We start from the raw sequence: 25308 nt of genomic DNA, 5'->3' as shown, positions 1-25308 counted from the left end.
GTTTTGCGGGCGCTGCGCGGCCTTCACTTCTTCGTCACGACACAGCTGTAGAGGGTGACGAAGCCGGCACTATCCTCTTTGCCTTCGATGTCCGCGAGGTCGCCGACCGCCATCTCCGGCTTGGGGATGTTCACGCAGGACAGCTTCATCTTGCCATTGCCCGAGAACATCGCCGTCTTGCTGCTCGGGCTGTACGACTCGAACTTGCAGCCGGAGAGCTTCCTCGGCGTGTGGCTCTGGCGGCCCTTCTCGTCTTGCTCCTTCTCGAAGGCAGCGACGTCGCAAACGTTGCCCGCCGGAGCCGACGCGCCGGCCGCGGATGCGGTGGGCGCCCCCGAACCCGAAGCCGGCTCCGATTTGCTGCAGCCAACCACGAGACCAGTCAATGCGAGCGCCAGGGCCGCGGGGAAGAAAGCAATCATCCGGCTCTTCGATTCCATGCTCGTCCCATCTCCTTACAGTGTTACCGTGATCTTCTCTCGGCGCGAAGAGGATGAGCGGAACCCCTTCGACCGGTCAACTGGGACGGAAGAATGCGAACAGGGGCGTTCTCCACGGCCGCGGAGGATGCCTTCTTCTGCCCATCGAGACGAGAAAGCAGAACACGAACAGGGGTCACGCTCGCGTGCCGAGCGCCCAGGGCCGCGTTCTCGCGTAGCTGCCCGCGCTCGGCGTCCGGCGGCAGCGTCGTGGTAAGTTCTCGACGCATGGATCGGGCTTCCTTTTGGTGCCACGAGGCGACCTTCTTCGGGGCGTACCTCGCGAGCGCGACGGCCTCGTGTTTGCTCGTCGTGCTTGCGCCGGGCTCGCTCGCGTGTCGTCTGGTCAAGGCCGTCCCACTTTTTTTGCTTTGCGTCGCTCGTCTGCGCGAGAGGCAGGGACGGCTCGCGAGGTTCGTCGGGCTCGGGCTCTTCGCGTCGCTCGTCGCCGACGTCGTCATCGATAACGTGTTCGTCGCCGGGCTCGGGGCGTTTCTCGTCGCGCACCTCTTTTATATCGCCGGGATGGGTTTGCCGGAGCGCGCGGTCGGCGCGTGGCTCCCGATGCTCCCGGCGCTCGCCTTCGGCGGGCTCATGTGGGGAATTCTCGTCGGAGCCGGCCGCGCGCCAGAGGCCCTGCACGCGCCAATCACGGCGTATGCGCTCGTCATCTCATCGATGCTCGGCCGGGCACTCGGGCGCGCCTTCGTCGAGCCGAAGGACCACGCCTCCCGCATTTTCTGCGCAGGCGCGATCTTCTTCGTGATATCGGACTCGCTCATCGGCGCGAATCGCTGGGTGTTCCCTCTCCCTCTCGGGCCGGTCTGGATCCTTTCAACGTATTGGCTGGGCCAATTCTTGATTTTTCGAGGATCGATGCCGCTCCAGAGCGAGCGCGCGTGACCCATCGCAAACCGCCGCGCCGGGGCGCTGCCCCGGACCCCGCGGGGGCTGTTCGCCCCTCGACCCGAACCAGGGCAAGCCCTGGACCTCAGGGGGAAGAACTGCGCGATGCGCAGTTCTTCCCACAGGCCGGTGGCAAGACCAGGGACGGCGTTGCCGGTCACGGCGGTCTTGATTGGCAGGGTCGTCGTTGGCCTTGACCTGGCCTGTTCGATGAACTGCGCATCGCGCAGTTCATCGACCCCGGGTCCAGCCCCTGGCTGGTCCGGGTCCAGGGGCGGATAGCCCCTGGTGGGGCCTGGGGCAACGCCCCAGCTCAGCGCCTCAGCCCGCGATGACGAGCGAGACCGACAGATTCGAGTGGACGTTGCCCACGCCGGGGACGTGGCCTTGCTCGCCGAAGGTGCAGAAGCCGAGGATTGGGACGTCGCCGAGCCGACCCCGAAGGCGCGAGAGCACCTCCTCGATACGCCCGCCCACCGCGCCCGCGCAGCCCGCGCAGTAAATCAAGAATGCGCCGCGCGCGTCCCGCGGCTCGATGTTTGCCGCGGCGAGACAGCGGTCGACGATGCGGTCGATGATGCCCACGAGCGAATCCGCGCTGCCGGACATGAGACACACCGTGGCGCCCTGCGGCGCCTCGGCGAAGACGTCGACCCGGCCCTCGGGGTGCGCCTGCGCCGGGTGGAGCAGCAGGTAGAACGGCTGCTCCGCGTCACCGCCGCGCGCGATGCCCACCGGGGTCACCGCGGTCTGCATGAGCAGGTTGCCACCCTCGCGCACCTCGGCGGCGATCGAGTCGCCGATCCAGCCGTGGAGGACCTCGGTTGCCGGGCGGCCGTCGAGCGTCTCGATGGCGCGGCCGTTCGACGCGGTGATCACTGCGCGCTTGTTGGTGGGCTCGTACGGACCCTCGATGACCGCGCCGATACGTACCGACGCGCCCCAGAGCCCCGCGAGGGTGACGCCCTCGCGCTGCACGCCCTGGTCCGTGAAGATGCTCCAGGCGCCCTCGATCGTGTGATCGGCCGCGCTGCCGCCGAAGACGGGCACGCCGGGCAGGACGTCGGTGATGCCGGCGAGGATTTCCTCCTCGCGGCCAGGCGTGACCGCGATGAACACGAGCCGCGGGGGCTCGCCTGCGGGGCCGCTCGACGCGAGTGCCCGCGCGGCCTTGCGGCCCGCCTCTCGCGCGCCTTCGGCGAGATCGGCGCTGCCCACGGCGAACGACGCATCCTGGCCGGCTCCGAGGAGGAGCACGCCCACGCCGCCCTTCTCGCCCATGACCACGCCGCTGCCCGTGAGCACGCCGAGGGACGTGGTCGCGCCGTGGAGAGGCACGCCGGGCAACGCTTCGCGGAATGCCGCGTGCACCACGCTTGCGTCGTGATCGACCGTGGCGGCTACGATGGCGAGCCGCGGCTCCTTGCCTCCGAGCGCGCGTCGCGCGACAGATGCGGCCTCGCGCACGGCGGCGTGGGTCTCCGGGGCGGCGCTGTGTCCAGCGCCCATGACGAGATCGCTCATGGTCTCCTCCCTGCTTCCTTCGTTGGGAGCGTTCTATCGTTGGATCGGCAAGAGCTGCAAGAGCCCGTCGAGCTCGGTCGCGGGCACGAGCGAGCGCAGCGCCCTGGCGAGCTTCGCGACCGCATGTGGATCGTCGGGCGTCGCGGCGTCGTATGTGCGCAGGTTGATGCCCGTCATGAGGATGAGGCGCGAGATGAAAAACGCGCCGTGCTTCCGGTCGAGCTGCCGCACCACCGCGGCGATGCCTCCGAGCGAGCGCCGTGGGGCTCCGGAGGAGACGGGCCCCCCGGGGGGAGACGAGGGGGCATACACGGGGTTGATGACGCTCTGCGGCGGGGTGCGCTCGAAGGGCGCTGGGGGCGGCGAGGTCTCGAAGCTCGGCATGAACGCGCTCACGGGTGCGGGCGGCGCGGGCGGCTGGCTGGTGCGGACCGAGCGAGGTCCCTCGGGAACCGCCTCCGGGTTCCACGGGGCGCGATCCAGGGGGCGTTGCGGGCTCGTCACGGGAATACTTTCGCAGAATCGCGAGCGGCGTCCAGAACGAACTGCAATCGTGCCCCTCCGTGCATTCGCCGCCGTGCGTCACTCGTTTGGCTCTCGGAACACCGGGCCCCCGTAGCCCGGGCCCTCGGAGACCTTCGCGCCACGCGTCTGCTGGGCGCGCGTGGTTTGCCGGGCAGCGCGGCATCCCGTTCGCATACGCATCGGCGCGATCCGGCGATACGGAGTACCGGGAAGGAGGAATGCAGCCATGACTGGGCAGAAAGGATGGGCCTTGCTCGCTTCGTTCGGGCTCGCTCTGGTCGGCTTGCCGGCTGCGGGCTACGCGCAGGGCCAAGAGGACGCGAAGATGACGCCGTCGCCCGTGGATACGGGCGGCAGGTCGCTCGAGGATTTCCTCGAGCAAGGCAAGGAGTGGGAGGTCACGCTCGAATCCGCCTCGCCCGAGGCGCGCGACACCATCTTGCGGTGGGCGGCGGGCGGCAGGCTCGACAAGCTGGAGATGTATACGCTGCCGGGCGGTCGCGTCTTCTTCGAGGCCCATATCAGCAAGGATGGGCGAGACTTCGAGGTCCTCGTGACGTCCGACGGGCAGACCGTCGCCCAGGGCAGCGACATCGGCGACTGATCAGCGTGATTCCGGGTTCCACGGCGGGAAGCGTGCGAAGAAATGGCACACGCGCTCCCGCGCCGCACGGGATCGACCGAGCCAGAGAGGGATTGGGGTTCCATGCGGGCCGACGTCCTCGCGTGAAGTCCGCACGCTCCTCGGGGAGCTGCGGGGGATGCAGCGAGAGGTCCAGGCGCGCCGTTTCCCAGGTCCACGCGATGGCTTGCCAACTTTACGCGCGCTCTCTCGAGGCCCAGGCGCCCGCGCACGAAAGTCACGTGTCTCGCGGAGAGCAGCAGGCGCTTCCTGCCGAACCTCATGCGCCCGTGGCTGAAAACCAATCGTTCGGCCCCGAGGTCCACGCGCCCTCTCGTCAACCTCGAACGCTACCTGGTGACCTCCACCACGTTCCGCATCAACATCACGCCTTCCTGGGTCAACCCCACGCGCCCCCGAGTCAGGTCCACGCGCCTCCATCCTGGATACACGTACGACAGCTCACGTGCCCTTGGTCTTGCCACCGGCCTGTGGAAGAACTGCGCAACGCGCAGTTCTTCCACCCTCGGTCCAGGCCGTGCCTGGTTCGGGTCGAGGGGCGAACAGCCCCCGCGGGGTCCGGGGCGGCGCCCCGGCGCGGCTCCACCGCTGCAATGTCGTTCTTGGGCTGTTTGTCGACGAGCGTCTCGAGATTCCGCCAGAGCTGCTTCTCCTTGTGGGATGGGTGGGTCGACAGGGAAGCGTCTGTCGTCGACAGATGCGGGCGTGCTATCGCAGGCCATGACATTGCTTGCAAGAACGCCCCCAGGCGCGCTGCAGCAGGCCATGAGATTGGCGGAGGGTCGCTTTCGAGGACCGGCACGGTCTGAAGAGGCGACGGATCGAAATCGGACAGGCCCATGGAACTTCGCACCAGCCGAGGCCAAGGCTACGCGCGTATTCCGTCGTGTGATCGAGCATCGTGGCGGTCAGCGAGGTGGGGGGTGAGCGTCGCGAACGCCGCAAAAAAAAGCATGACGCGGGTCGATGTTCGCTATGATTCCAGAGGATCTCATGGGTCACGCCCACCACTTTCTCTCCCGCCTCGACCGCGTGTCCTTCGAGCACGTCGAGCTCTCCCTTTCGCTCTACCGCGACGAGGCCCTCTTGCGGCACATCCTCGCGTCTGGGCGCGTCCCTGAGCGTTGCGAGCGCGTTGCCATCTCGCTCGCCGACCCGGAGGAGGGCCCCTTCCTCGTCGTCACGCGCGATGGGCACTTCGTCACGTGCCTCGGCGAAGGCATGAAGCCCACGAAGGACCTCTTCCTGATCACCCGAGAGAAGCTCGACGCCGTCATCCGCAAAACGGAAGTCATGCGCGAGCGCTTGGCCCAGGCCGAGGCGGTTGCTCGTCAACCCGGGGGCCGAGCCGCGCTGCTCCGGCGCATTACGATGCTGGTTCACTGCTCTCGCGCGAGGAGATGACCCGTCTCGTCGCGATACAACCGTTCCTATGGGTGCAGTTCTTCCGTTGGCTGATGGAACTCCAGCCCACCCTCGTCGACCTGCGTCTGGTTCTCCTCCGGGAGCTTCGGCGGACGGACAAACTCGCGCGGCGCCACGACGAGCTCGTTGACGTGTACTGGAAGCTCTCCTGGGCAACGGGGCACCTCGTCGCGCTCGCCATGGCCGGCGGGCCCACGCAGTTCGAGGGGCTGTCCGAGGAGGACGTCGAGACGATCGCGCGGCTTGATTGCACTCGGATCGCGCTGGAGACGGGCATCATCGGCATCACGCTGCGCGGCGTCTGGGCGACGGCGCGCCTCGGCAAGCTCGCGCTGCCGTATCAGAAGCGCCAATATCAAGAAGCCGAGCGCTACATCGACGTAGCGAGCTCGGGCCTATCGCTCGTGGCGATAGGCCACCGTCATGCACGGCTGCGTGCCGAGGTGGGAAAGGTGCTCGAGACAGGGCCGAGGCTATCCGGCGAGGATCTCGTGAGCGACCTGGTACGCGATGCGGCTGGAACCATCGCAGGCCAGTGGACGATGTTCATGGACGAGCCGGACGTGCTCGCCGCGATCCATCGGGAAAACGGCGCGGATCTCGCCCTCCTCGCGAGCCGCATGGCATCTCCGGGATCGCCGTATCAGTTCGAGAGGATGGTGGACGTGCCGGATGCTCTCGCATCTTGCATAGCCGCGAACAGCCCGGTCGAATGGATGGAGAGCCCAGAGATGCTCGGCTCGCTCGGCGCGGTGCCCTGGGTCTCGCGGGCCGGGCTCGAAGATCTCCACTTGCCGGCGGACTTTCTCACCGCAGCGCGGGGCGTTTGGGACGCGGCATGGGCAAAGCCGGTGCTTCTCTCGGCGCGCGAGCCATTCCTCTGGGCAAGGCCAATCCAGCAAGCCCCGAAGGTCGTATCGCGGAAAGGTCCGTGTCCGTGCGGGAGCGGGAAGAAGTACAAGCGATGCTGTGGAGCTTGAAGCGAGCAGTACACCGCGCGAACGAGGGCGCGATTGGGCAGCACCTCGTCGATGCCTACGGCCACCATTCGCCCACGCGACGAATCGCTTGCACAACTCCGACCGCCGCCGGCGTCCCCCCGAGACCGATGATGAGCGGCGCCATCGCGGACAGGACGAGCAGCACCTCCGCGCGTGTCTCTGCGCGCCCATGGAGTGTGTCGTGCAGGAGCTTCTGGAGCCTTTGGCGCGGTGGATGAGGGCGCCGTAGCCGCTCCGAGGCGAGAGCGGCCACCGCCTCGAGCCGTGCGTCGTGGGGGCTTCCGTGCGAGCGCTCGGTCACGGCCTCGGCGAGCGCTACCTCGAGCTCCTGGGTGCTCAGCTCGGGGGCGATCCTCGCGGATCGCTCGAGCCCTGCTTTCCCACGAACCATCGCGCCGTCGAGCTGCGGCGATGCTGTCGACGGGGATGGGAAGGCGGCGAGCACCTCACTTCGACGCGGCTCAGGTAAGAGAGGCGCCACGGTGCGAGCGATCTGGCTGCGCATTTCGGTGGAATCGAGGTGACGAATGCGCGGGAGCTCAGCCGCCAGGATTCTTTCGGCGATCTGCGTTCGCTCGGCGTCGCCGAGCCTCCAGGCGAGCCAGACAAGGACGTTCGCCCGGACGTGAACGGTCGCGATGCGCTCGGCGATCGACAGCGCCTCGGGGATCCATGCGTCGGGCAAGAAGGGAATCAGCTTCTCACGCGAACGGCGCGCGAATCGGCCGAGGCGGCGGCACGGGAGCTCGGAGAGCCCGCCATCGCGACGGCGTTCGAGCTTTCGGCCCTGTACAAGCGGCGGGCGAAAAAGAAGACGGAAGAACCGCAGGGCGGAGGCGGACCGCAAGGTGGCTGAGCCTCAATCCTTCGCCGCAAGCGCCTCCTTCACGAGAAGAATGGCCCATTCCGTGTCGATGTACCGCGTCGAGCCCTTCGACGTGCCCTCCAGATATCGTAGCCGGTGAACGAGCTCCTCGTCGAGCCGCCGGAGATCGTCGTTCACCTCGGAGAGCGCGACGAGGACCCACCCGATATCGGTCGGCGACACCGTCCGCTCCTCGAATCCGGAAGGACCGCCGTCGATACGCAGTCCACCTCGCTTCGCAGGTCCGACGAGCCGGAATCGCTTCCCATTCTGCTCGACGCTCGACCCCGCGCCCGTCTTGCGAAGTAGCTCATCGATGAGACGACGCGCCCGCTCCTCGACGGATCGAGGCAACGTGTGAGACGCCTCCCGGCCCTCTCCCAGCGCACGGAAGGTCGGCAGATCGATTCCCGCGCACGCCCACAGGCCATCCTCCTCGACGAAGCGGGCGACGCCGGCGTAACGCCATGTCGCCCCCTCCGGCGCCCGCGTCAACACGAACGCCGTTTCACCCGGTCGCGGCTCGATGCCCGGGAATCGGATCCGATCCGGCGCCACGAGCCTTCCCTTCTCCTCGATGAGCAGAAACAGGTGACCATCCACCCGTCTGCTCCGCGGAGGCTCCGAGAGATCGAATGCTTCGGCGAGCTTTTCATCCTCGATGGTCACGCCGACGGCTGGCCCGAGCGATTCGGGCTTCACCACCTCCACGAGGGTGGCGATGGGCACGGTATCGGCCGTGGCGTCAATGGCGGCAAAAGCATGGTTCTCCGATCGCAAGACCCACCGCCCGTCATCCTGAACGACGCGCTTGACGAGATGACTTGCGCCGATCTGTGAATCCGGCACCTCGACCAGCGCGATCTTGCCCTTCATCGCTTCCCGGGATTGCCCCCGCGCAAAGCGCAGCACGAGCCAGTCGCCATCACGAATGGGCTCTTTGCCCCCATTCATGGAGTCGCCCGTGGCCCGGACGGCGAACAAGCCTTCTCCACGCGCCTTCGTCGGTAGCCGGACCTGCTCGCCTTCGGGCGCCAGCGCCATCGGATCCCGGGCTGCCCCCGCGGCTGCGCGCAGCGTGGGGAAGGCAAGGAGAACACCACGCTCAGTATTCGCCTCGGCTCGCGGCTCGTCCGGTTCTACCCAGAGGTCACCCTTGGGAGAACGCGAGAAACGGACCCGGAAATTCGTTCCGGGCTTCCCCGCAGCCAAGCCGAACCAGCGCCGCAGGAGATCCGGCAACTCGTTCCGCTGCGAGCCAAGGGGACGCGCAACATTACAGAACTGCTGCTGGAACGAGAACTGCCACGCAACGTTGCCCGGCAATCGAACGTCCTGAAAACCGAGGGGAAGGTCCGGCCGTTGCTCGCGGGAGGGAAGCTTCAGGATGGGATCACGCTTGTTCCACGTGACCTTTGCCGTGAACGAGACACCGGAGACGTATTCTGTTCGCCGCGTGCGGTACATGGCGAGCCGGTAGTCGACGAGCTCACGCACCATGGCCGTGAGCACTTCCTCTGCGCCTGGGGGGCAGGGAATCCGCGAGACGAACCGATCCCCTTCCAGCGCAAAGAATCGTTTGCCCGGCCCGCTCGTCCAGGCGGCGATCGGGTTGATCCGCCAGTACGCCGCGAACCGGCGCATGTCCGGGTCATGTACATCGGGAAAATCGGTCACACCTTCCAGATCGCGCAGAAGCTCGGGGGACCGTGCCATGATGGCGTAGCTTCTCTGCGCGAGGTCGAAGAGGGGGAGTCCGTCTCGAAGCGCGTCGGCCTCGAGCAACGCCTCCAGCGTCACCATCTTGTAGCACTTGCTCATGGGGGTGACTTCGAGCTCGCGAAGAAAGTCACCCGCCATGGCAAGGACGCGTTTCTCCGCGTCGTCGAGGTCGCCCATGGCGGCCACGAAATCGAAGAAGCTCCCGTGGGCATCACGCAGCTTCTTGAGACCGTATCCCATGCGGTACAGCTCGCCTGCGAGGGGCCTTTGCCCTCGGACCTCACGAAGATCGCGATACGCCTGCTCCGCCGGGCTTCCGCCCTGTGGCGGAAGGAGCTTGGTCAGAAGATCCTTGGCTTCGAGCTCGAGATCGATCGAACAACCGGGCGCCATGCGGGCGGCCTGCTTGCCCTCCAGGAAGTCGCGTAGGCTCGTGGGCTCGGGGCCGAGCGAAATCAGCGTGCGCACGCGCTCCAGGAAGACCCGGTGATTGCCAATGAAATCCAGGACGACGAGGCGCGTCTTGCCCTCCGCGACGCGCAGACCGCGGCCGAGCTGTTGAAGGAAGACGACCGGGGACTCGGTTGGCCGGAGCATCACGACGCGGTCGATCTCGGGGATGTCGATGCCCTCGTTGAAGAGGTCCACGGTGCAGATCGCCTCGATGTGCCCCCCGGCGAGGTGAGAGATGGCGCTCTCACGCGGGGCCGAGGTCGAACCCGAATGGACGGCGAGCGCGCGAATGCCCTGCTTCATGAGGAATGCGCTCGCGTGGTCGGCGTGGCGAATGGAGCAGCAGAAGACGAGGGTTCGCTGGCCGGGGTGCTCCTTCCATGCACGAAGCATCGCTTCGAGCCGGGCATCCGTGTCGATCGCCTGCTCCAGCGTCTCCGGATCGAAGCGGCGACTGCGGAACGGGATGGCGTCGTAGTTCGTGTCGTCTTTCAGGCCCAAATAGGCGAAGGGAACGAGCAGCTTGCGCTGGATGCCCACCCCGAGATCGGCGCGGTAAGCGACGTGGTCGTCGAAGATCCCAGCCACGTCGGCGCCGTCGGTGCGCTCGGGCGTTGCGGTGAGGCCGAGGAGAAAGCGAGGGTGCAGGCGGTCGATGATGCGGCGATAGGTCGGCGCGGTGCCGTGGTGGACCTCGTCGACGATGACATAGTCGAACCCGTCGGGAGGGAGCCGCGAAAGAGATTCGGCGCGAGAGAGCTTCTGCACGGAGGCGAAAACGATGTCGCCGCGGAGGTCGCTCCTGTCGCCGACGAACCAGCCGAATCTTGGGGCATTCTCGCGGAAAAGGCGGCGGAACGTCTTCGCTGCCTGGATCAAGAGTTCTTCGCGATGCGCGAGCACGAGGACGCGTGGACGCTCGCCCTTCTCCTCGGCCCAGGATGCGACGTCGAGCGCCGCAAGCCACGTCTTCCCGAGCCCCGTCGCGAGGACGACGAGCGCGCGGGGATGGCCCTTCTCGCGGCTCGCGCGAAGTGAGGAAAGGGCTTCGATCTGGATCTCGTGTGGCGGAGGGGGCGGAGGGAGCGGTTCTTCCAGCTCCTCGCCGGGAGGCAGGGACGGGGTGGCCGTCGAACGGGCGCGACGTGCGTACTCGGCCACCCATTCGGCAGAAAGAGGGAGCGCTGCAGACCACCAGCGCTCGAAGCCGCTCTTGATGGTGTGAAACGCCGAAGGATCGCGTGCCCGGTCGACCCGCAGATTCCACTCCACGCCCGCGAGGAGAGCCGCATGGGAGACGTTGCTCGAACCCACGAACGCCGCGCCGAAGTCAGGCCCCTCGAAACGCCATGACTTTGGGTGGAAAGAAGGTACGCCTTTCGGCAGTCGTGCGACTTCGACGACACGCGCCTCGAATTGGCCGGGCATCGGCAGAGCCGCGTCGAGGGCTGCCAGGGCGTTCATCCAGTCGAGGAGCACGAAGAGCGCGGCGGCCTGAGTGATGTGGAGGTAATCACTCGTGACGAACCGGACACGCGCCCCGCGTTCGATGGCGCCGAAGACGTGTGGCTCTAGCTTGTCGAGGCCGGACTCCTGCGTGAATGCGACGAGGATGTCGATGTCCGTGGCGCGGCGGAACAGAGGGACGAGGTGCGTGAGGAATGGGTCTTGGATGCCGCCCTGGGAGAGCGCAGAAAACTTCTCTGCGAGGTAGTTTCCTTTGCCAGGAATGACGTGCCGCACGCCACCACGCGGGTCGTCCACATCGCCGCGATATCGCGGGATGACGTGCACGTGCAGGTGCATGACCGTCTGGCCCGCGGCCTCGCCCGCATTGATGCCGATGTTGTAGCCGTCCGGGGAGAGCTCCGCGTCGAGCTTGCGCTTGACCTCGCCGACGAGCTGGAAGATGGCCGCCTGCTCCTCGGGGGTCGCATCGAACCAGGTCGCGATGAGCCGGCGCGGGATGACGAGGGTGTGGCCACGGCTCACCGGGTAGAGGTCGGGGACCGCGAAGGCGAGGGCGTTGCTCGCGATCCAATTGGAGGGTGGGATTTTGAGAAAGGGGGAGGACACGAGGGCCGGGCGGATGGTACACGAAGCACGTGCGGACAGGGAACTTGAGAAGGCGCAGCAGCGGTTCGCGGACCTGAACCGGTTCGCGGCGCGGCCGAACAACTTGTTGGGGCTCCTGTACGATCACCGCGACGAGCTGGCGAAGCTCACGCGCGCCGTCGTTCGCGACGTCCTTCTCTTCCACCAGCTCACGGACGGGGAGAAAACCTCGGTCTCGGGCGGATCGAACAAGCTCTTCGCGCTTGCGAGCATCCACGCGGCGACGAAGGCGCTGCTCGCGGGGTTCAGTGGGAGCTTCGAGGCCGCGAAGAAGATCGCCGTCGAGTTCTGGAATGAGGTGACGCGCGTAATGCCGGACTGGCAAGACGTCGGCCTCGTGCGGATCAAGGCGGCGGTGTTGCGAGATCGATGCGTCCATGCACATGCGGTCGTGCTCGAAGCGCTTGGCCGCGTCGGCAACGCCCTGCTGCGGGAGCGGCGCGAGGACTGGAAGAGCGTGCTGACGGGGCTCAGGACGCTCGACTGGTCGCGGGCCACCGGCGGTGGGAGGGGCGCGCGGTTGTGAACGGCAGGGTCTTGAAGAACGCAGCGAGCGTCATCCTCACGGCGAACCTGATCAAGCATCACCTCGGCCTCGAGCTCTCCATCGAAGAGCGGCGGTACGAGCCGGCGAAGGTCGGCGAGGACGACGGACCGGGGGACAAGGCTCTGCGGGCCGTCCCCGGGGCAACGGCGGCCTGATCGCAGAAGACAGGGGCGGTGCAGCTCGATGGCTGCACCGTCCGCTCTTTTTTAGCCCCCTGCCGGTCCTGAGCGTGTCCAGCAGGCCGCGTGGATCGCGCCTTGGCCCGTAGTACGTGAGACCGGGCGCCGAGGAAAAGTCGTCGCGCGAGGGAGGGAGCCGAAGAAAAGTCGTCGCGCGAGGCAAGGGAGCCGAAGAAAAGTCGTCGCGCGAGGCAAGGGAGGCGAGGAAAAGTCGTCGCGCGAGGCAGGGAGGCGAGGAAAACTCGTCGCGCGAGGGCAGGGAGGCGAGGAAAACTCGTCGCGCGAGGGCAGGGAGGCGAGGAAAACTCGTCGCGCGAGGGCAGGGAGGCGAGGAAAACTCGTCGCGCGAGGGCAGGGAGGCGAGGAAAACTCGTCGCGCGAGGGCAGGGAGGCGAGGAAAACTCGTCGCGCGGGGACAGGGAGCCGAAGGACCACGCTCTACAGGCCGGCCTTCGAGATCCGATCCATGAGCGTTGCCTTGCGCGCGTGCCGGCTCCGAAAAGACTGCAGCAACGTCTCGAAGTCCCCCGCTCCCGATCTCGCGGCGAGATCGCGGAGGTCAACCAGAACCTCCACCGCTGCAACGTAGTTCTTGGACTGCTTGGCCGCGACGAGGGTCTCGACATCCAACCAGAGCTGCTGCTCCTTGCCAACCAGCGTATCCAGACGCTTCGCCCGCTCGCGCGCCGCTTTTCGCTGCCGCCGGTCCGCCTCGGCGGCAGCTTCTCGTTCGGCGTTTTGCTTTCGCTCCACAGCGTGCTTCTCGGCGATGCGGCGAATCTCGCCGATAGTTCGTCGCGGCGCCAGGCTCGGTTGCCCCGGTTCGTGATCCTCCACAAACCGACGATGAAGCTCCGCCGACACGGACAGCGTGTCCTCGGCGAACAAGCGGGCGAGCCACGTATCCTTCTCGGCCGGCGGGAGCGGCGCGAGCCAAGCCATCAGCTCGTTTCGGCCGGGCGATAGGGTCGACATCTGCGCGCTCGTCTCCGCGGCGGCACGAAGTAGATCCGGGTCGATACGCAGGAACTCGACCAACGCATCGAGCGAAGCGCTGAGCTGCCCCAGCCCGGGCGGCACGGGCGGCTCCGGCTCCTCATCGTCGAGCTCGTCGGCTTGCACAGCGAGCAACCAACCGACGTACAGCACCCTACGATCTCCGCGGGCGAGCTCCGCACGAATCGCGATCAGCGAAGATAGAATGCCCTCGCCGGTATCCCAATCTTCGTTCTCGTCGTCCTGCGAGGTGAAGGTGAGGACGATCTGGTCCTTGTTCTTGCGCGCCGTCAGGCTGTTTCTCGAGCAATACGGGCGCACATCGGGGAGGTCGAGAAACTTCGAAGGCAGGCGCACTTTGAACTCGTGCGTGCCCCAGTTCGCGAGATACAGAAACGCGTCGAAGTAGCGGAACATCCACGCGTCTTCGTCGCCCTTGAAGTTCCCCCACTCATAATGGTTGACGAAGCTCGTGGGGGTGATACGGGCACGCGTCGAGTACGAACGAAGCTCGTCCATCTCCTTTTCGGTGAGGGACCTGTCGATAGCCTGAAATTCATAATACTGATACTCACTCATTACAGTCGCCCCTGCGATGCTTCGATCCAGCGCGGCGCGGGAACCAAGAGCGGCGCCGGCCGCCCCCACGGGATGGGCAACGGGGCCGCCGTGCAGCACACGAGGTGCAGCGTCATCCCCTCGTGACTAACCACGGACGCCTGCATGGCTGGGGTCTGCACACCATCCGTCGCCTGCCAGGCGCGCAGCGTGAGCAGGCCCGTGCGATGCGCACCGCGAAGCCGAGCCTTGAACGCCGAGAGACCGAGCCCCGTCGCCTCACCGCGGTCATCGAGTTCTCGGAACAGCTCCACGACGAGCGCGTCGTGCGAGCCTTCATTGACGACGGCCTGCACGCGGGCGGCGAAAGCGTCGAGCGGTAGCGTGATCAGGCGGGGGCGCCCTTCACGGCGCTTTTCATCCTCATGGACCTTGCGCGCGAAGTCTTTTGCGGCGGCGTATGCCTTGGGAGAGAGCGCCCCGACGACGTCGTCGAGCGCGGCGAACATGTTCCGACGCGACCATCGCTGCACGAGATGAAATGTGATTCGTCGGGAACGAACCGCAGATGCGGCGACCACCAAGGGGTTCACGTCCTCGGCGCGCTGGCACGTGGCGAGTTCGAGGAGCCCGCGGTTGTACGCTTGGAGCAGCCGCGCCTTGAACGAAGAAAGCCTCGGGCAGGAGGGGACCTCGTCACGCTCGCGGAGCAGGCGGAAGAGCGGTGCGATGAACACGCCCTCGTCGTGTACCCCTTCGGTCACGCTGCGAGCCGCTGACTCCACGCCCGAGGCGAAGGCCCGAAGGGATGCGTTCACGAGCCCAGGTGCACGCCGACGCTCAGCTTCGAGTTTGGCACGGGCGAAGAGCAGGACCGCGGCGGCACCGTCTCGCGAGAGAACGCTGAACGCGTCCGGCCCCGATCGGAGCCGCCTTCGCGAGGCCGGAGGCGAGGGCTCGAACGGCGCGGGAGGCGGACGCACGGAGGACATCGCGACCCTGGATCGCATGTTCCACGCCAAACCGCAAGAGGGGACAAACCTTTCGCTACGGACCGTGACTCCCGCGCGGACGAGGCTTCTTCAGGCGCAGGCTCTTGGAGGCGGACACCCGCTCGAACATTCGCGCGAGTTTGTCGGCGCTCATGCGGCCCATCCGCTCGACGACCGCCTCGAGTTCGCTCTCCTCGGGAAGCAGCACCAGGAACATCGGCGTCAAGCCGAGCGCGCGTGCGATGCGATCGACCGTGCCTACGGTGAGCACGACGTGCCCGCGCTCGACGAGTGAAAGGTGGCTCACGACGATGCCGGTCTTCTTCCTGAGCTGCTCGAGCGACATCCCTCGCGCGAGGCGGAGATCTCGGATCCGTGCACCTAGCTTGGCGACAAACGGGTGTAGATCCTCGCGGCGAGACACGCTCGTTCTCATCTCGCTGGTGTGGGAGCAGCGCAGAAGTAGAGCAGACCGCGCTTCGAGTCGTGGATACCCGCCTGCCGCTCGATGAACGGCGCGAGGGGCGAGACGGCGACGAGCTTGATGCTGCCCTCACGCTCTGCTCGTAGGAGAGCCGCCTCGAGCGTGGCGCGAGGAACTACGACGAGCGCCCCACGGAGGATCGGCAGCGGCACGCCCTGCGTGTTCTTGTAGGCCGGATGAAGCCGGCTCATCGCAGCGAGGAGCTCGCTCATGACCGACGGATCCAGGCCTGCGTCACGCGCGGCGAGGGTGCGCTGCGCGAACAGCAGGACGTCGGCGAGCTCGGGGATGCGGAGCTGCCGGAGGACGTCGTTCACCTCCTCGATGGGCGTGCGATGACGCCGTGGAGGCTCTTTCGGCTCTGCCACCAATGGCGACGGCCTGATGGTCGTTCGGGGGCTCGTGGAGCTCGGCGCGGGCTGTGCGTCCCCGCAGCCCAGCGTGCGCGCGAAGGGCCGCTCTACGCTGACGTTGCCCGCCACATCGCGGGCGTGGTCGTGTTGTTCGTTTTCGGTGGCCATGTACCCTCCGAGCACACGGGTGCCGTCGCCGGCACGGTGATAATCGCCCGGAGGCGGGCGCGGAACCTGGGCTAGCGAATGCGAGCTGTGTCCCGCGACCTCCTTCGAGCGAACATCACCATCCCCAGGCGACCGCGGTGGTATGCCTCGACGAACGCACCCCAATGCGCGCTCTGCACCGCGGCCGTCTGCGGATGATGATAATTCGCGAGGACAAACACCGCCGCAGGCCGGCGCTCATGGCCGGGCGTAGAAGCCGCATGTCCCTTACTTTCTAAACACGAGCCGACATGATGACCCGTCCAAGGAAAATGCACGCCCCCGTGCAAGAGGCTGGTCAGGGCGTGGTGCCGCTCTTCTGTTCGTTCTGCCGCAGGCCCTCGAGCGCCGCGGCGATGTACTTTTTCCGGACCGCTGCGTGATGACTGTCCCGGTAGTCCCGTTCATGCTGCCGCAGCGTGAAGAGCGCCTCGGCGAACTGCCCGCGCGAGAGCATCTCCCGGGCTTGTTCGAGGTTTGTCGTCTCCAGGTCGTTGAGTGGCACAGGGCCGGCAGGGGGACGCGGGTGCGCGACGACAATCACGGTCGGGCTCGGTCCGGGGGTGGGCGCAGGCGCGACGACAACAGAGGAGCTCTCACCCCGCCCGCCCTCGTCAACCACGACGGAGAGCACCATCGGCACTGCATGAAGCGCAGCGGGCGGTGCGTCGTGCGGCCAGAGGGCGACCGCGCCACCCCCGCCCAGGGCGCCGAGACCGACCAGGAAGAGCGGGTGCTTGATGAACTCGAGCACCGCCTTCGCGGTGGCTCGAGCGGCAGGCGAAGAACCCCGGGGCGCGACTGCTTGGATGAGCCGCTCGCCCGAAGCCGGCGGCTCGGAGGGCGGCGACGGGCTCGGCGCCAGGATGGGAGGAAGCGCCTCGTTGAAGCCGAGCTCGCGGGCGACGCCGCGCCAGACCTCGTGCCGCGCCTTCTCGATGAAGTCGGGCGTGAGGTCCTGGGGCCGGAAGACGGTATCGAGGCTGAAAGGCAGCACCATGAACGGCGTGAAGTCCCGGCCGAACAGCTTAGTCACCCTGCGCCGGAAGACGTCCTTGGCCTCGACGAGCCTGGCCTGCGCGGTGTTGCGCGAGACCCCGAGCGCCGCGGCGATCTGCGGCAGCGACTCCCCGTTGAACTCGGCCCTGACGAGTACGTCGACGAGCTCCGCGTCCATGGTCTGGAGCACGCGTTTGACGACCTGATCGAGCTCGTGATGCTCGAAGCGCTCGTGCGGGTTCTCGTCGCTGGGCACGTCCACGCCGACGTCTGCCTCGGGGGTCTCGAAGCGGTGACGGTGGAGGCGATAGTGCTCCGCCGCCTGCTGCTGGCAGATCATCTTGAGCCAGTCATCGACCCCCGCGGACGGGACCTTGTCGAAGTTCTTGTAGACCTTCACGAAGACGACCTGCGCGAGGTCGTCGACATCCGCCGGGCGCACGCCCATCCGCGCCAGGAGCCCTAGAACGGTCAGGAGGTGCGTCGCGTAGAAGCGGAGAAAGGCGTCGCTGGCGTGATGCAGGAATGGGAGGAGGAGGCGCACGACTACAAACACGCGCCGAGACGGGCGACCCGTCCAATAAATCGTACGGCCTCCTGCTCGAAGGCTCCTTCACCGGATGTCGAAGGGAACAACCACGCCGACCCGGACAGCGCCAGTGAGACGGGGAGACCGCCAGAATTCCTCGCCGTCAACGATGAACACTGGACGACGGGCCGCGTAGGCGATGTCCCCGTGTAGCTGGAGGCTCAAGAAGCGAGCAAGCCTGAACTCTCCGCCGAGGCGCGCGCCGAAATCGAGTACAAGGTCATCATCGTTGACGAGCTTGATTCTCTGGGCGTCGAGCGACAGCAGTGCGACATCGCCGAAGACACATGCGCGGGCGGAGACCCGGGGAGGAAAGAGTACGTGGCGTCCGCATGCCAGCGCGGCCACGCCCGCGCGTTCAGCGTCCACAGCGAGCTTCGTCGGCAAAGCCCAGGCATAGTCGTACTTCCACTCGACGCCGATGGAGAGCCACTTCCACCGCGCCTCCATGCCCGCCGCGAGGCTCAAGGCGGTCTCAGGGGTACTCCACCAGGCAGCCCCCATGTTCGCGTAGACGGCTAGCTGCGGCAGCCCTTCCGAGCGCGCCGCGGCCTTGGGTGCCGAGGGGCCTGCGGCAGGTTGAAACGGCTCGACGCGAGCACGAGTAGGGGGAACTGGGGGCAGAGTGGCTGATGAAGGCGCGGATGGCGCGGGCGTCGCAGACGAACTCGACTGCGCCGACGTCGCGGGCGGGATCTTCAGAGGGTCGATGATGTCGCGCAAGTAGAAGACGGTACGGTCAGCGAGCTGGTCGCAGCGCCAGGATTCCGCCTGGGTAACGTGGTTGGCGACAACCTCTCCGTTCTCGTCGCGCGCCTCGATGTGCGCTTCGATCCGCTGGGGCGTGAGCACCAGCTTCACGGAGATGGAGCGCGGCGCGTCGTCGGTGAAGGGGTCGTGGCCCTTGAGCTTCGTGGCGAGGGCGGCCTTGATGTAGCTTTTGTCCGGGCAGTTCTTCGGGGCGTCAGGACCAGGGGCGTAGTCGAGGCGCCACGGCAGCACCTGGGATGGCTGCGCCGCCGCTACCGAGGTGCCGCAGAGCAGGGCCGCGACGAGCAGAAGGCGTCGCGCCTTGCATGGGCGTGAAGAGGCGTCGCGCATGACCTGAGAGACCTAGTTTGTCCCCAGCGCAGAGTTTGGCCGGGGAGCGCGAGAGGTGCAAGCGTTGGTGGAACGCGACAGTGCACGGCGCCGGTTTGTCCCTCGGGTCCAAACGTTGACGGTGCCCGTATTCGAGGACTAGCCTTTACGGCGTGCGTGCGTTCAAGACCTCCGCATCGTACCTCGGCATGGTGATCGCGTTCTGCCTCGCTGCATGCGACGCAGAGAGCTGCGACGGGAAGATCGAGGGCTACACGATCTGTTACAACGACGCCGACGAAGAGGTCCTCTGCTGCGGGCCGCCAGGAGAGAGGTACGCGTGTCCGCCTGATGCTGGGGATGACGTCAACGTGAATGCCGACGCGGATGCTGGCGACGATGTCGATGCGGGCGAGGATGATGGAGGTCCAGGATCGGCGTGCCCCGATCATGCCCAGTGCATCACGCCGGGTGGAGGCGGGTTCGACTACGTCCCCTCGTACGTGTGGATGGGCAAGGAGACGGATCCGCCCCCTCCGCCTCTTCCTGCGGAACGGTACGAGAGCTGGGTGGACGTGGTCTTCGCCGAGCCGACGTGTCCGACGTGCTCATGCGCGGTACCGGCCACTGGGTGCGTCGCGCCAACCTCGTGGAACGTCCATTCAACTTCCTGTCAAGATGTTTCTTCGTCCACGGTCACCTCGTTCGATCCTCCGGCAGGTTGGAACGGTAGCTGTTCCTCATCGAGCCAGATCCCCGCTGGCGCCCCATGCGATGGGTCGCCGTGCGTTCGATCGTTGGTCGTAGAACCACCGACTGTCGCCCCCTGCGTCGCCGAGCCGGCCATGCCACCTGAGGGGCAGCCTCTCCCACCTCCGGTTCGGACGAAGGTGATCGAGTACGTGGCCGCAAGCGTCGGAGCCTGCGATCTCGTGAACATCTGCATCCTCCCTCCGCCATCGGGATACCGGCTGTGCCGCGTGGCCTACGGGCTCGGTGCGTTGCTGTCGTGCCCGAAGGACTGGTCCGAGCGGCACGATGGGTGGATCCAGGTCGAGGAGCAGAGGGTTTGCTCGGCCTGCAACTGCGGCCCACCGCAAGGCGGATTCTGCGAGGTGCAAGCCAAGGTGTACGCCGATAACGCATGCGGGTCCGAGCGAGGTGGCTTGATTCTCCCTTCGAGCGAGGGCCCAAAGTGCGTCGACCTGCCGATAGGTACGGCGCTCGCGAGCCAAACTGCCGAGGTCCTTTTCTCCGAGACCGGCACCTGCGAACCCGGCGGGGGTGAGGTCATCGGCGCGCCGTACACGGGCATGCCCGTCACCTACTGTTGCGTCCCCGAGCTCGCTCCGCCGCCGTGATGGGGACCGGCTACCAGCCGCAGATCCCGTCCACGCACTTCAGGTGAAAGCATTCCTCGTTCTTCGTGCACGGATCACCGTCCTTCCACGCGCAGGTCCCCCCGAGACCACAAGCCTGCCCGGGAAGGCAATCCGCCCATGGAGGAACGGGGCCGTACTTCGGAACGCATTCCCCATCCACGCCGCACTGCTGGCAGCCGTCGCAGGTGACTTTGCAGCAGACACCGTTCCCCGAGCAGATCCCGGTCCCGCATTGCTCGTCGGTCATGCACGGGTAACCGGTGCAGAGGGGGCAGTGGCCAAGCATCGTCCCACAATCGACGCCGGTTTCGTCCCCATTCTGGATTTCGTCATCGCAGCGGACGCACAGGCCCTCCCAGCAGTAGCCTGCCGGGCAGTCAGCATCCACGTTGCACGTCCCTGGGCATAGCGGGCATGAACCGCCGCAGTCGACGTCGGTCTCGTCTCCGTTCTTCACCCCGTCATCGCACCGTGAGCACACGTTCCCGAGCTCGCAGGTATGCCCCGGCTTGCAGTCCACGTCCTGCAGGCACCCGATGCACGTGCCCGCGCCATCGCACACGCCAGGGCACTTGTCCGGGCCTGGGCAGGACTCCATCATGCAGCGGAAGCCCACGCGCTCGTTGAAGCTGTGGCAGGTGCCGTCGCAGATCCAGCCTGTACAGGCGGGCGGCCTGCCGCACTCGAGGCCTGTCGTACAGGGGCAGCCCTCGCCACCGTCGTCGCAGGAAGGGCTACTGCACGAAGGCAAGATCCCAAGGCCGGCGAGAAGAAGTGTGAGGGTGGTCGCCGCAATGAAGTAACGAAGGTTCATCCGGGCCTCCTTGGCGGCCCACATTGTACTCGGGGTGGAGCGAGGCCGGGGCCTACGTGTGACCTCGGACATGCAGAGGCGGGATGCTCCTCGAACTACACCTATTTTACGCAACGAAAGCCGATTGAATGGTATTTCTGTCCGGGAACGTCATGGTCTGCCGCTATCGCCTTTAGCGCATCCGGGTCCTTATCCCACCAGGATCCCCCGGGCAATAGAACCGTTCCTGGCATATCCAAGAATGCTGTTGTCGTCCACTCTGAAACGTTCCCACTCAGGTCGCTAATACCTTGGGGCGAGTCCCCACTGGGAAACGAGCCGACCGGACATGTGCTGGTCCGCTTCGTCGTGCCTGACCAGCAAGCGTTCTCTTCAGGCGGTGAGTTACCCCATGGGTAGGACGTGGCAGCATCTCTTCCTTCTGCAGCCCATTCCCATTCATTGAAGTCCGGCAACCGCGCGCCTTTTTGCTTGCAGTACTTCTCGGCGCCGGCAAGGTCAACGCAGTTGATCGGATGCTGCTCACGCCCCGGCACCCCCCAGTTGCACGCCTTTCCGCTTCCTGGCTCCTGACAGACACCCTTGGCAACACACTCCGCATAGCTCTGTACCGTAACCTCAATCCGGTCGACACAGATGGTTTTGATGGCAGCGGGAGCCTTTCTGCGAGTACTCAGCGTTCCACCCTCGACCCTGACCATGCCGTCCGGGCAACCTTCGCTCGATCCTTTGGTTGACCGAGTCTTCTTTGGCGCGTCCATGTCAGAGGAGTCCGTTGGTTGGGGAGCTCGCGCGCTGCCGCTTGGAAGAATGGCTGGACTTTCTGCTGGAGTTGCTGCCCCTGTCGCCCCCGTGTCAGCCCCACATCGGGGGGCGCAGGAAGAACACAACAATGCTGAAAGAAGCAGCCCACGAGTTCCTAGCTCCCGCGTGCGGCTTGCCCAACCGACCATGAGGCGCATATTACCTTCTCGGTGCACGTAGCTCTGCGACGAGCTGCATCGCCCATGCTTTCGTTTCTGCACTGGTGCCATCTGGCAAGCTCTCCAGCATGCGTATAACAACGGGTAACACCCTGTTGTGCTCCTTGACGAAGTTGTGAGCCTTCGGGTCCGCGGGCATGTAGGGTTGCTGTGAGTAGCCCACTGCTGCCTGCGCGTAGCTCTCTGCCGTGGCGCCTTCCCGCACGATGTCTTTTCCGAGCCGGACTTGCGGCTCAGGATGCCGTTCGGGAACCTCGTGGCCGATGCGGTATGCGATATCTAGTTGCGCCGCGATCGACTCGCGTATGCTCTTGAATTGAGGGACCGGGGTTGTAGAAGGCGCCCCGGCGTTGCCGCGGTCCTCCCACTTGATGGTGATGCCGCGCTCGACCAGCTCCATGCGTTGTGGCGGCGTCGGTTGCAAGGAAAGGAAGTTATTGACCCCCTCTTCTGCGTTTGGATTCCTTCGCGGCTCCTTCCCAGGTTCCTCTATCGTCTTGCGGGCATAGCTGGTCTCCAACCCTGCTTGAGCCAGCAAGAGCACAGCATTGCGTCGCGGAATTCCTCGTTTCTGCAGTTCGTCAACCGCGTACAGAAAGTACCTTGCGACGAACGACTCCGATTCCTTCGTCAGGAATGGTGCCTTGGCTCTGACCTTGCCTTCGTCCACGGCCTTCAGGAGCTCCTCTGGCACCCTGTTCTTGTCGGCTGCTGCCGGAGCTGGGGTTGGTGCAGGGGCAGGCGTCTCGTTTTTCTGTGGAGGTGTTGGTGGCGGTGGGCGCTGCACCTGCTGCGCCCGATGCTCCGCCTGCACATCAGCGGGCGTCCGAGGAGGACGTACCATTGTCTGCTTGACAAGCGCCTGGCGCCCATCCGGATCAACAAAGCGGAGGGGGTTATTCCGGCCATACGCATACAGGTTCGGCCCATCCACCAACCCCGCCGGATCCGCACTCGTCCACCGCCCGAGCCACGGCGCGTAGTACCTCGCCCCGTGGTAGTAGAGGCCCGTCTCCTCGTCCCGCTCCTTGCCCGTGTATCTGTACCGCTTCGCGCTGACCTCCACGCCGGCCGCCGCCGCGTGGAAGGCCGTCGTCCCGTACGGGTGGTACTCCTCGTAGGAGATCACCAGGCCGGCCTCGTCGAGCTCGAGCGCGGCCGAGCCGAGGTGGTTGCCGAGTTGGTAGCGCACGCGCGACGACACAACGAGGTTCGGCACCGAGGTGTCTACGGTCTTCGTCTCGGCCAGGGCGATGCGTTGGGCCCCGTCCATCACATGGAGCGTCTCGCGCTCGAGGACCAGCGAGCCCGCCTCGCTCCTCCGGTAGATCTCGAAGCCCCCGAGGTAGATTCGCTCCTCGACGATCCCGTTGTGCTCCCAGACCTTCCGGACGCGCTGCCCTGCGGCGTCGTACGTGAAGTACACCTTGCCGCCGCCGCCCTTATCGACCTCGCGCGTCTGGTCCTTGAAGTCCCATCCGATGCTCGGCAGGTGCGGCATCGAGGTCATGTTCCCGTGGGCGTCGTGGCCGTACTTCGCCGAGAAGTCCCCGTCGGCGTCGCCGGGTTGGCTCGTGCGGAGCAGCCGGTTGTTCTCCGGCGCGACGTCGTAGCGGCGTGTCCAGCTCCCCGAGAGGCCCACGACCTCGTGGATCATCTTCTCGATGTTGCCAACCGCGTCGTACTGGTAGCGCTCGGTGTAGTTCCGGAGCGCCAGCGGGTCGTTCGGGTGCGGTACATTCAGCAGGGGGAAGCCGCCGTCGTCCTGCTGGATGTCCACGTTCTGGCCGGCGTGCTCGCGGCCTGTCGCCTCGCTGAGCCGGTACAAGGCGTCGTACTCGTACTTCCAGACGGGCTCGACAGGCCCGTTGTTGAAGACCGTCTTCTGCGCGAGATCCGCGATCTCAACAATATTGCCGACGGGATCGTAGCTGTAACGAAGGTCTTGTAGAAGTGCCCCGTCCGAGGGTCTTATCGTCTTTATCCGCGTCAGCCGGAACGTGAGCGGGTCGTAGCTGTACTCGGTGACAACCCCATTCCCGTAAACGATCTTCTCCCGCTGCCCCTTCGCATCGCAATCGATGTCATCGACAAACGTCGTCCAGTTGGCAGACCCGCGCAGCCGCACTTCTACCTGCTCGAGCAGGCCCGCTTCGTTGTACTTCGGCCTGATCTCGCTCTGGTCCGGCGTGGTGAGGCTCGTCGGCCTGTTGAGCGCGTCGTATTGTGTCTTCTGGACGAACGTCTCCGCCTCGAGCACCGGCGAGGCCGACCAGTCGATGTCGCCCTTGTAGTTCTTGGCGAGCCGCCTGTGCACCTCGAGCGGGTTGCCCTTGAAGTCGTAAGCCACGTGCGTGACGACGCCCGCGCCGTCCCTGACCTGGTACACCTTTCCGCGCAGGTTCGCGGCCTGCGCGTTCGGTTGCCCCTCGCCGTAGCTCGTCTTCTCCGCCAGGACCTCGGCGCCCGCGTCCTTCTGCACCCAGAGCTCCGTGCGCCGGTGAAGAGCATCGTAGACCGAGCGGACGACATGCCCGCGGCTGTCCCAGCTCCGGATTGGGTTGCCGAGCACGTCGAAGAAGGTCCACCGCTCACCCGCATCGATGCTCTTCTGGCTGAGCGGCCGGCCTAGCATGTCGAAGAGCTGCGCCATCGCCATGTTGCCTCGGGCGTCGATGACGGCGAGCGGGTTGCCCTCGATGTCGAGCGTCGTCGCGGTTGTGTACTTCCCCGCGGCCCCGTTGTCCTCGACCTTCACGACCGGCCGGCCCAGGACATCCAGGAGAAGCGCCGCGGGGGTGCCGGCGTGCTTGGCGGCGAGCAGGGCGGCGCGCTGCTCCTGGGCCGACGGTGAGGGCAAGGCGCCAGCCTGCCGGGCCGCATACCACGCGCTGTCCAGCACCGTGTCGTTCTCGTCCCAGCTCGTCTGCCTCCAGGGCGTGAACTCCACACGGGAGAACGTGCCGTTCGGGTGATCGGTCCTGACGAGGCGCCCGAGGGGGTCGTACCGGAGGATGGGCGTCAAGCCCCACTCGACGAGCTCCTTCTCGTCCTCGTACTCGTGCGTCGCGCTGAAGAAGGGCTCGTACTTCTTGACCGCGTTGCCCTTGTTGTCGAACACGGTTCGTCCTGTCCCCACCCAGCGGACGGTCGTGTTTTCGAGGATGAGCTGCCCCTGCGCGTCCTTGACCAGGAGGCCGTTCTGGTCCCGCTTCGGTGCCGGCCCGGCCTCGGCGCGGACCTTCTTCATGACCTCGCGCCCGAGCCCGTCGAGGTACGTGTAGCTGTGCTGCCAGGGCGTGGCGGGATCCCCGTGCCGCTCGCGCGCCGCGGCGCGGACGACGTTCGGCTTCTTGTCCTTGCACCACCGCTCGAGGTCGTACTCGAACGTGGTGGTCGGCTCCGCGAGCGTGTCCCCTTCTGCCGCGCCGACCTTGCCCATGACCGCCGTGGCCACGACCAGCCCGAGCTCGTCGAGCTGCACCGC

General features: G+C 66.2%; 22 protein-coding genes. 8 read left to right on the top strand and 14 right to left on the bottom strand.

Going from position 1 to position 25308, the window contains the following annotated elements:
* Window positions 1-23: 23 nt before the first annotated feature.
* A complete protein-coding gene (locus tag KEG57_RS39060; protein WP_272425252.1) occupies window positions 24-440 on the bottom strand; it encodes a hypothetical protein in 417 nt (138 codons plus the stop codon).
* Window positions 441-707: 267 nt separating this feature from the next.
* On the opposite strand from KEG57_RS39060, the gene KEG57_RS39055 reads away from it, so the two are divergent.
* Window positions 708-1382, top strand: coding sequence for a lysoplasmalogenase (locus tag KEG57_RS39055; RefSeq protein WP_272425253.1), 675 nt, complete (start codon window positions 708-710; stop codon window positions 1380-1382).
* A gap of 324 nt (window positions 1383-1706) precedes the next feature.
* On the opposite strand, the gene KEG57_RS39050 is transcribed toward KEG57_RS39055, so the two are convergent.
* Both KEG57_RS39050 and KEG57_RS39045 read right to left on the bottom strand, forming a co-directional pair.
* Window positions 1707-2909 (bottom strand): FIST signal transduction protein, encoded by a 1203-nt coding sequence (locus tag KEG57_RS39050; protein WP_272425254.1) that lies wholly within the window; start codon window positions 2907-2909, stop codon window positions 1707-1709.
* A gap of 33 nt (window positions 2910-2942) precedes the next feature.
* Window positions 2943-3413 (bottom strand): hypothetical protein, encoded by a 471-nt coding sequence (locus KEG57_RS39045; protein WP_272425255.1) that lies wholly within the window; start codon window positions 3411-3413, stop codon window positions 2943-2945.
* 247 nt (window positions 3414-3660) lie between these two features.
* Between KEG57_RS39045 and KEG57_RS39040 the strand changes: the two genes are divergently transcribed.
* The 3 genes from KEG57_RS39040 to KEG57_RS39030 all read left to right on the top strand — a co-directional run bounded on the left by KEG57_RS39040 (window position 3661) and on the right by KEG57_RS39030 (window position 6482).
* Window positions 3661-4038, top strand: coding sequence for a hypothetical protein (locus tag KEG57_RS39040; protein WP_272425256.1), 378 nt, complete (start codon window positions 3661-3663; stop codon window positions 4036-4038).
* A gap of 1032 nt (window positions 4039-5070) precedes the next feature.
* Window positions 5071-5481: a hypothetical protein gene (locus tag KEG57_RS39035; protein WP_272425257.1), complete on the top strand. Its 411-nt coding sequence runs from the start codon at window positions 5071-5073 to the stop codon at window positions 5479-5481.
* A 53-nt stretch (window positions 5482-5534) separates the two neighbouring features.
* Window positions 5535-6482: a YecA family protein gene (locus KEG57_RS39030; protein ID WP_272459438.1), complete on the top strand. Its 948-nt coding sequence runs from the start codon at window positions 5535-5537 to the stop codon at window positions 6480-6482.
* Window positions 6483-6537: 55 nt separating this feature from the next.
* Here KEG57_RS39030 and KEG57_RS39025 read toward each other — a convergent pair whose 3' ends face one another.
* Entirely contained in the window at window positions 6538-6894 is a 357-nt protein-coding gene (locus tag KEG57_RS39025; protein WP_272459437.1) for a hypothetical protein, read from the bottom strand.
* Window positions 6895-7023: 129 nt separating this feature from the next.
* Here KEG57_RS39025 and KEG57_RS39020 point away from each other — a divergent pair, with 129 nt between their 5' ends.
* Window positions 7024-7359, top strand: a complete 336-nt coding sequence (locus KEG57_RS39020) for a hypothetical protein (RefSeq protein WP_272459436.1) — start codon at window positions 7024-7026, stop codon at window positions 7357-7359.
* Between the two features lie 3 nt (window positions 7360-7362).
* Here KEG57_RS39020 and KEG57_RS39015 read toward each other — a convergent pair whose 3' ends face one another.
* Window positions 7363-11619 carry a DEAD/DEAH box helicase family protein gene (locus KEG57_RS39015; RefSeq protein WP_272459435.1) on the bottom strand — a complete coding sequence of 1419 codons (4257 nt, stop codon included), beginning with the start codon at window positions 11617-11619 and terminating at the stop codon, window positions 7363-7365.
* A 13-nt stretch (window positions 11620-11632) separates the two neighbouring features.
* Between KEG57_RS39015 and KEG57_RS39010 the strand changes: the two genes are divergently transcribed.
* Both KEG57_RS39010 and KEG57_RS39005 read left to right on the top strand, forming a co-directional pair.
* On the top strand, window positions 11633-12184 hold the full coding sequence (locus tag KEG57_RS39010; RefSeq protein WP_272425261.1) for a DNA sulfur modification protein DndB: 552 nt from the start codon (window positions 11633-11635) through the stop codon (window positions 12182-12184).
* Window positions 12185-12195: 11 nt separating this feature from the next.
* Window positions 12196-12360, top strand: a complete 165-nt coding sequence (locus tag KEG57_RS39005) for a hypothetical protein (protein WP_272425262.1) — start codon at window positions 12196-12198, stop codon at window positions 12358-12360.
* Between the two features lie 462 nt (window positions 12361-12822).
* Here KEG57_RS39005 and KEG57_RS39000 read toward each other — a convergent pair whose 3' ends face one another.
* From KEG57_RS39000 to KEG57_RS38975, 6 genes are all read right to left on the bottom strand, one after another.
* Window positions 12823-14058, bottom strand: coding sequence for a hypothetical protein (locus KEG57_RS39000; RefSeq protein ID WP_272425263.1), 1236 nt, complete (start codon window positions 14056-14058; stop codon window positions 12823-12825).
* Window positions 13959-14702 carry a hypothetical protein gene (locus tag KEG57_RS38995; protein WP_272425264.1) on the bottom strand — a complete coding sequence of 248 codons (744 nt, stop codon included), beginning with the start codon at window positions 14700-14702 and terminating at the stop codon, window positions 13959-13961. The genes KEG57_RS39000 and KEG57_RS38995 overlap by 100 nt, the downstream gene beginning before the upstream one ends.
* Before the next feature lie 283 nt (window positions 14703-14985).
* Complete coding sequence (locus tag KEG57_RS38990; protein WP_272425265.1) at window positions 14986-15354, bottom strand: helix-turn-helix domain-containing protein; 369 nt, start codon at window positions 15352-15354, stop codon at window positions 14986-14988.
* An 8-nt stretch (window positions 15355-15362) separates the two neighbouring features.
* A complete protein-coding gene (locus tag KEG57_RS38985; RefSeq protein WP_272459434.1) occupies window positions 15363-15935 on the bottom strand; it encodes a hypothetical protein in 573 nt (190 codons plus the stop codon).
* Window positions 15936-16272: 337 nt separating this feature from the next.
* The gene (locus KEG57_RS38980; protein WP_272425267.1) at window positions 16273-17517 is read right to left on the bottom strand and encodes an RNA polymerase sigma factor; all 1245 of its coding nucleotides are present in this window, start codon (window positions 17515-17517) and stop codon (window positions 16273-16275) included.
* 69 nt (window positions 17518-17586) lie between these two features.
* Window positions 17587-18663 carry a hypothetical protein gene (locus KEG57_RS38975; RefSeq protein ID WP_272425268.1) on the bottom strand — a complete coding sequence of 359 codons (1077 nt, stop codon included), beginning with the start codon at window positions 18661-18663 and terminating at the stop codon, window positions 17587-17589.
* Between the two features lie 881 nt (window positions 18664-19544).
* Here KEG57_RS38975 and KEG57_RS38970 point away from each other — a divergent pair.
* Window positions 19545-20003 (top strand): hypothetical protein, encoded by a 459-nt coding sequence (locus KEG57_RS38970; RefSeq protein WP_272425269.1) that lies wholly within the window; start codon window positions 19545-19547, stop codon window positions 20001-20003.
* A gap of 10 nt (window positions 20004-20013) precedes the next feature.
* Here the strand turns inward: KEG57_RS38970 and KEG57_RS38965 are convergent, their stop codons facing one another.
* The 3 genes from KEG57_RS38965 to KEG57_RS38960 all read right to left on the bottom strand — a co-directional run.
* The gene (locus KEG57_RS38965) at window positions 20014-20838 is read right to left on the bottom strand and encodes a hypothetical protein (protein WP_272425270.1); all 825 of its coding nucleotides are present in this window, start codon (window positions 20836-20838) and stop codon (window positions 20014-20016) included.
* 101 nt (window positions 20839-20939) lie between these two features.
* Window positions 20940-21539: a formylglycine-generating enzyme family protein gene (locus tag KEG57_RS56255; RefSeq protein WP_372518271.1), complete on the bottom strand. Its 600-nt coding sequence runs from the start codon at window positions 21537-21539 to the stop codon at window positions 20940-20942.
* 262 nt (window positions 21540-21801) lie between these two features.
* Window positions 21802-25308, bottom strand: a 3507-nt coding sequence (locus KEG57_RS38960; RefSeq protein WP_272459433.1) for an RHS repeat domain-containing protein, incomplete at its 5' end; no start/stop codon positions are given.

The sequence above is a fragment of the Polyangium jinanense genome, from assembly GCF_028435365.1.
This window is presented reverse-complemented; position numbering and strand designations above follow the sequence as displayed.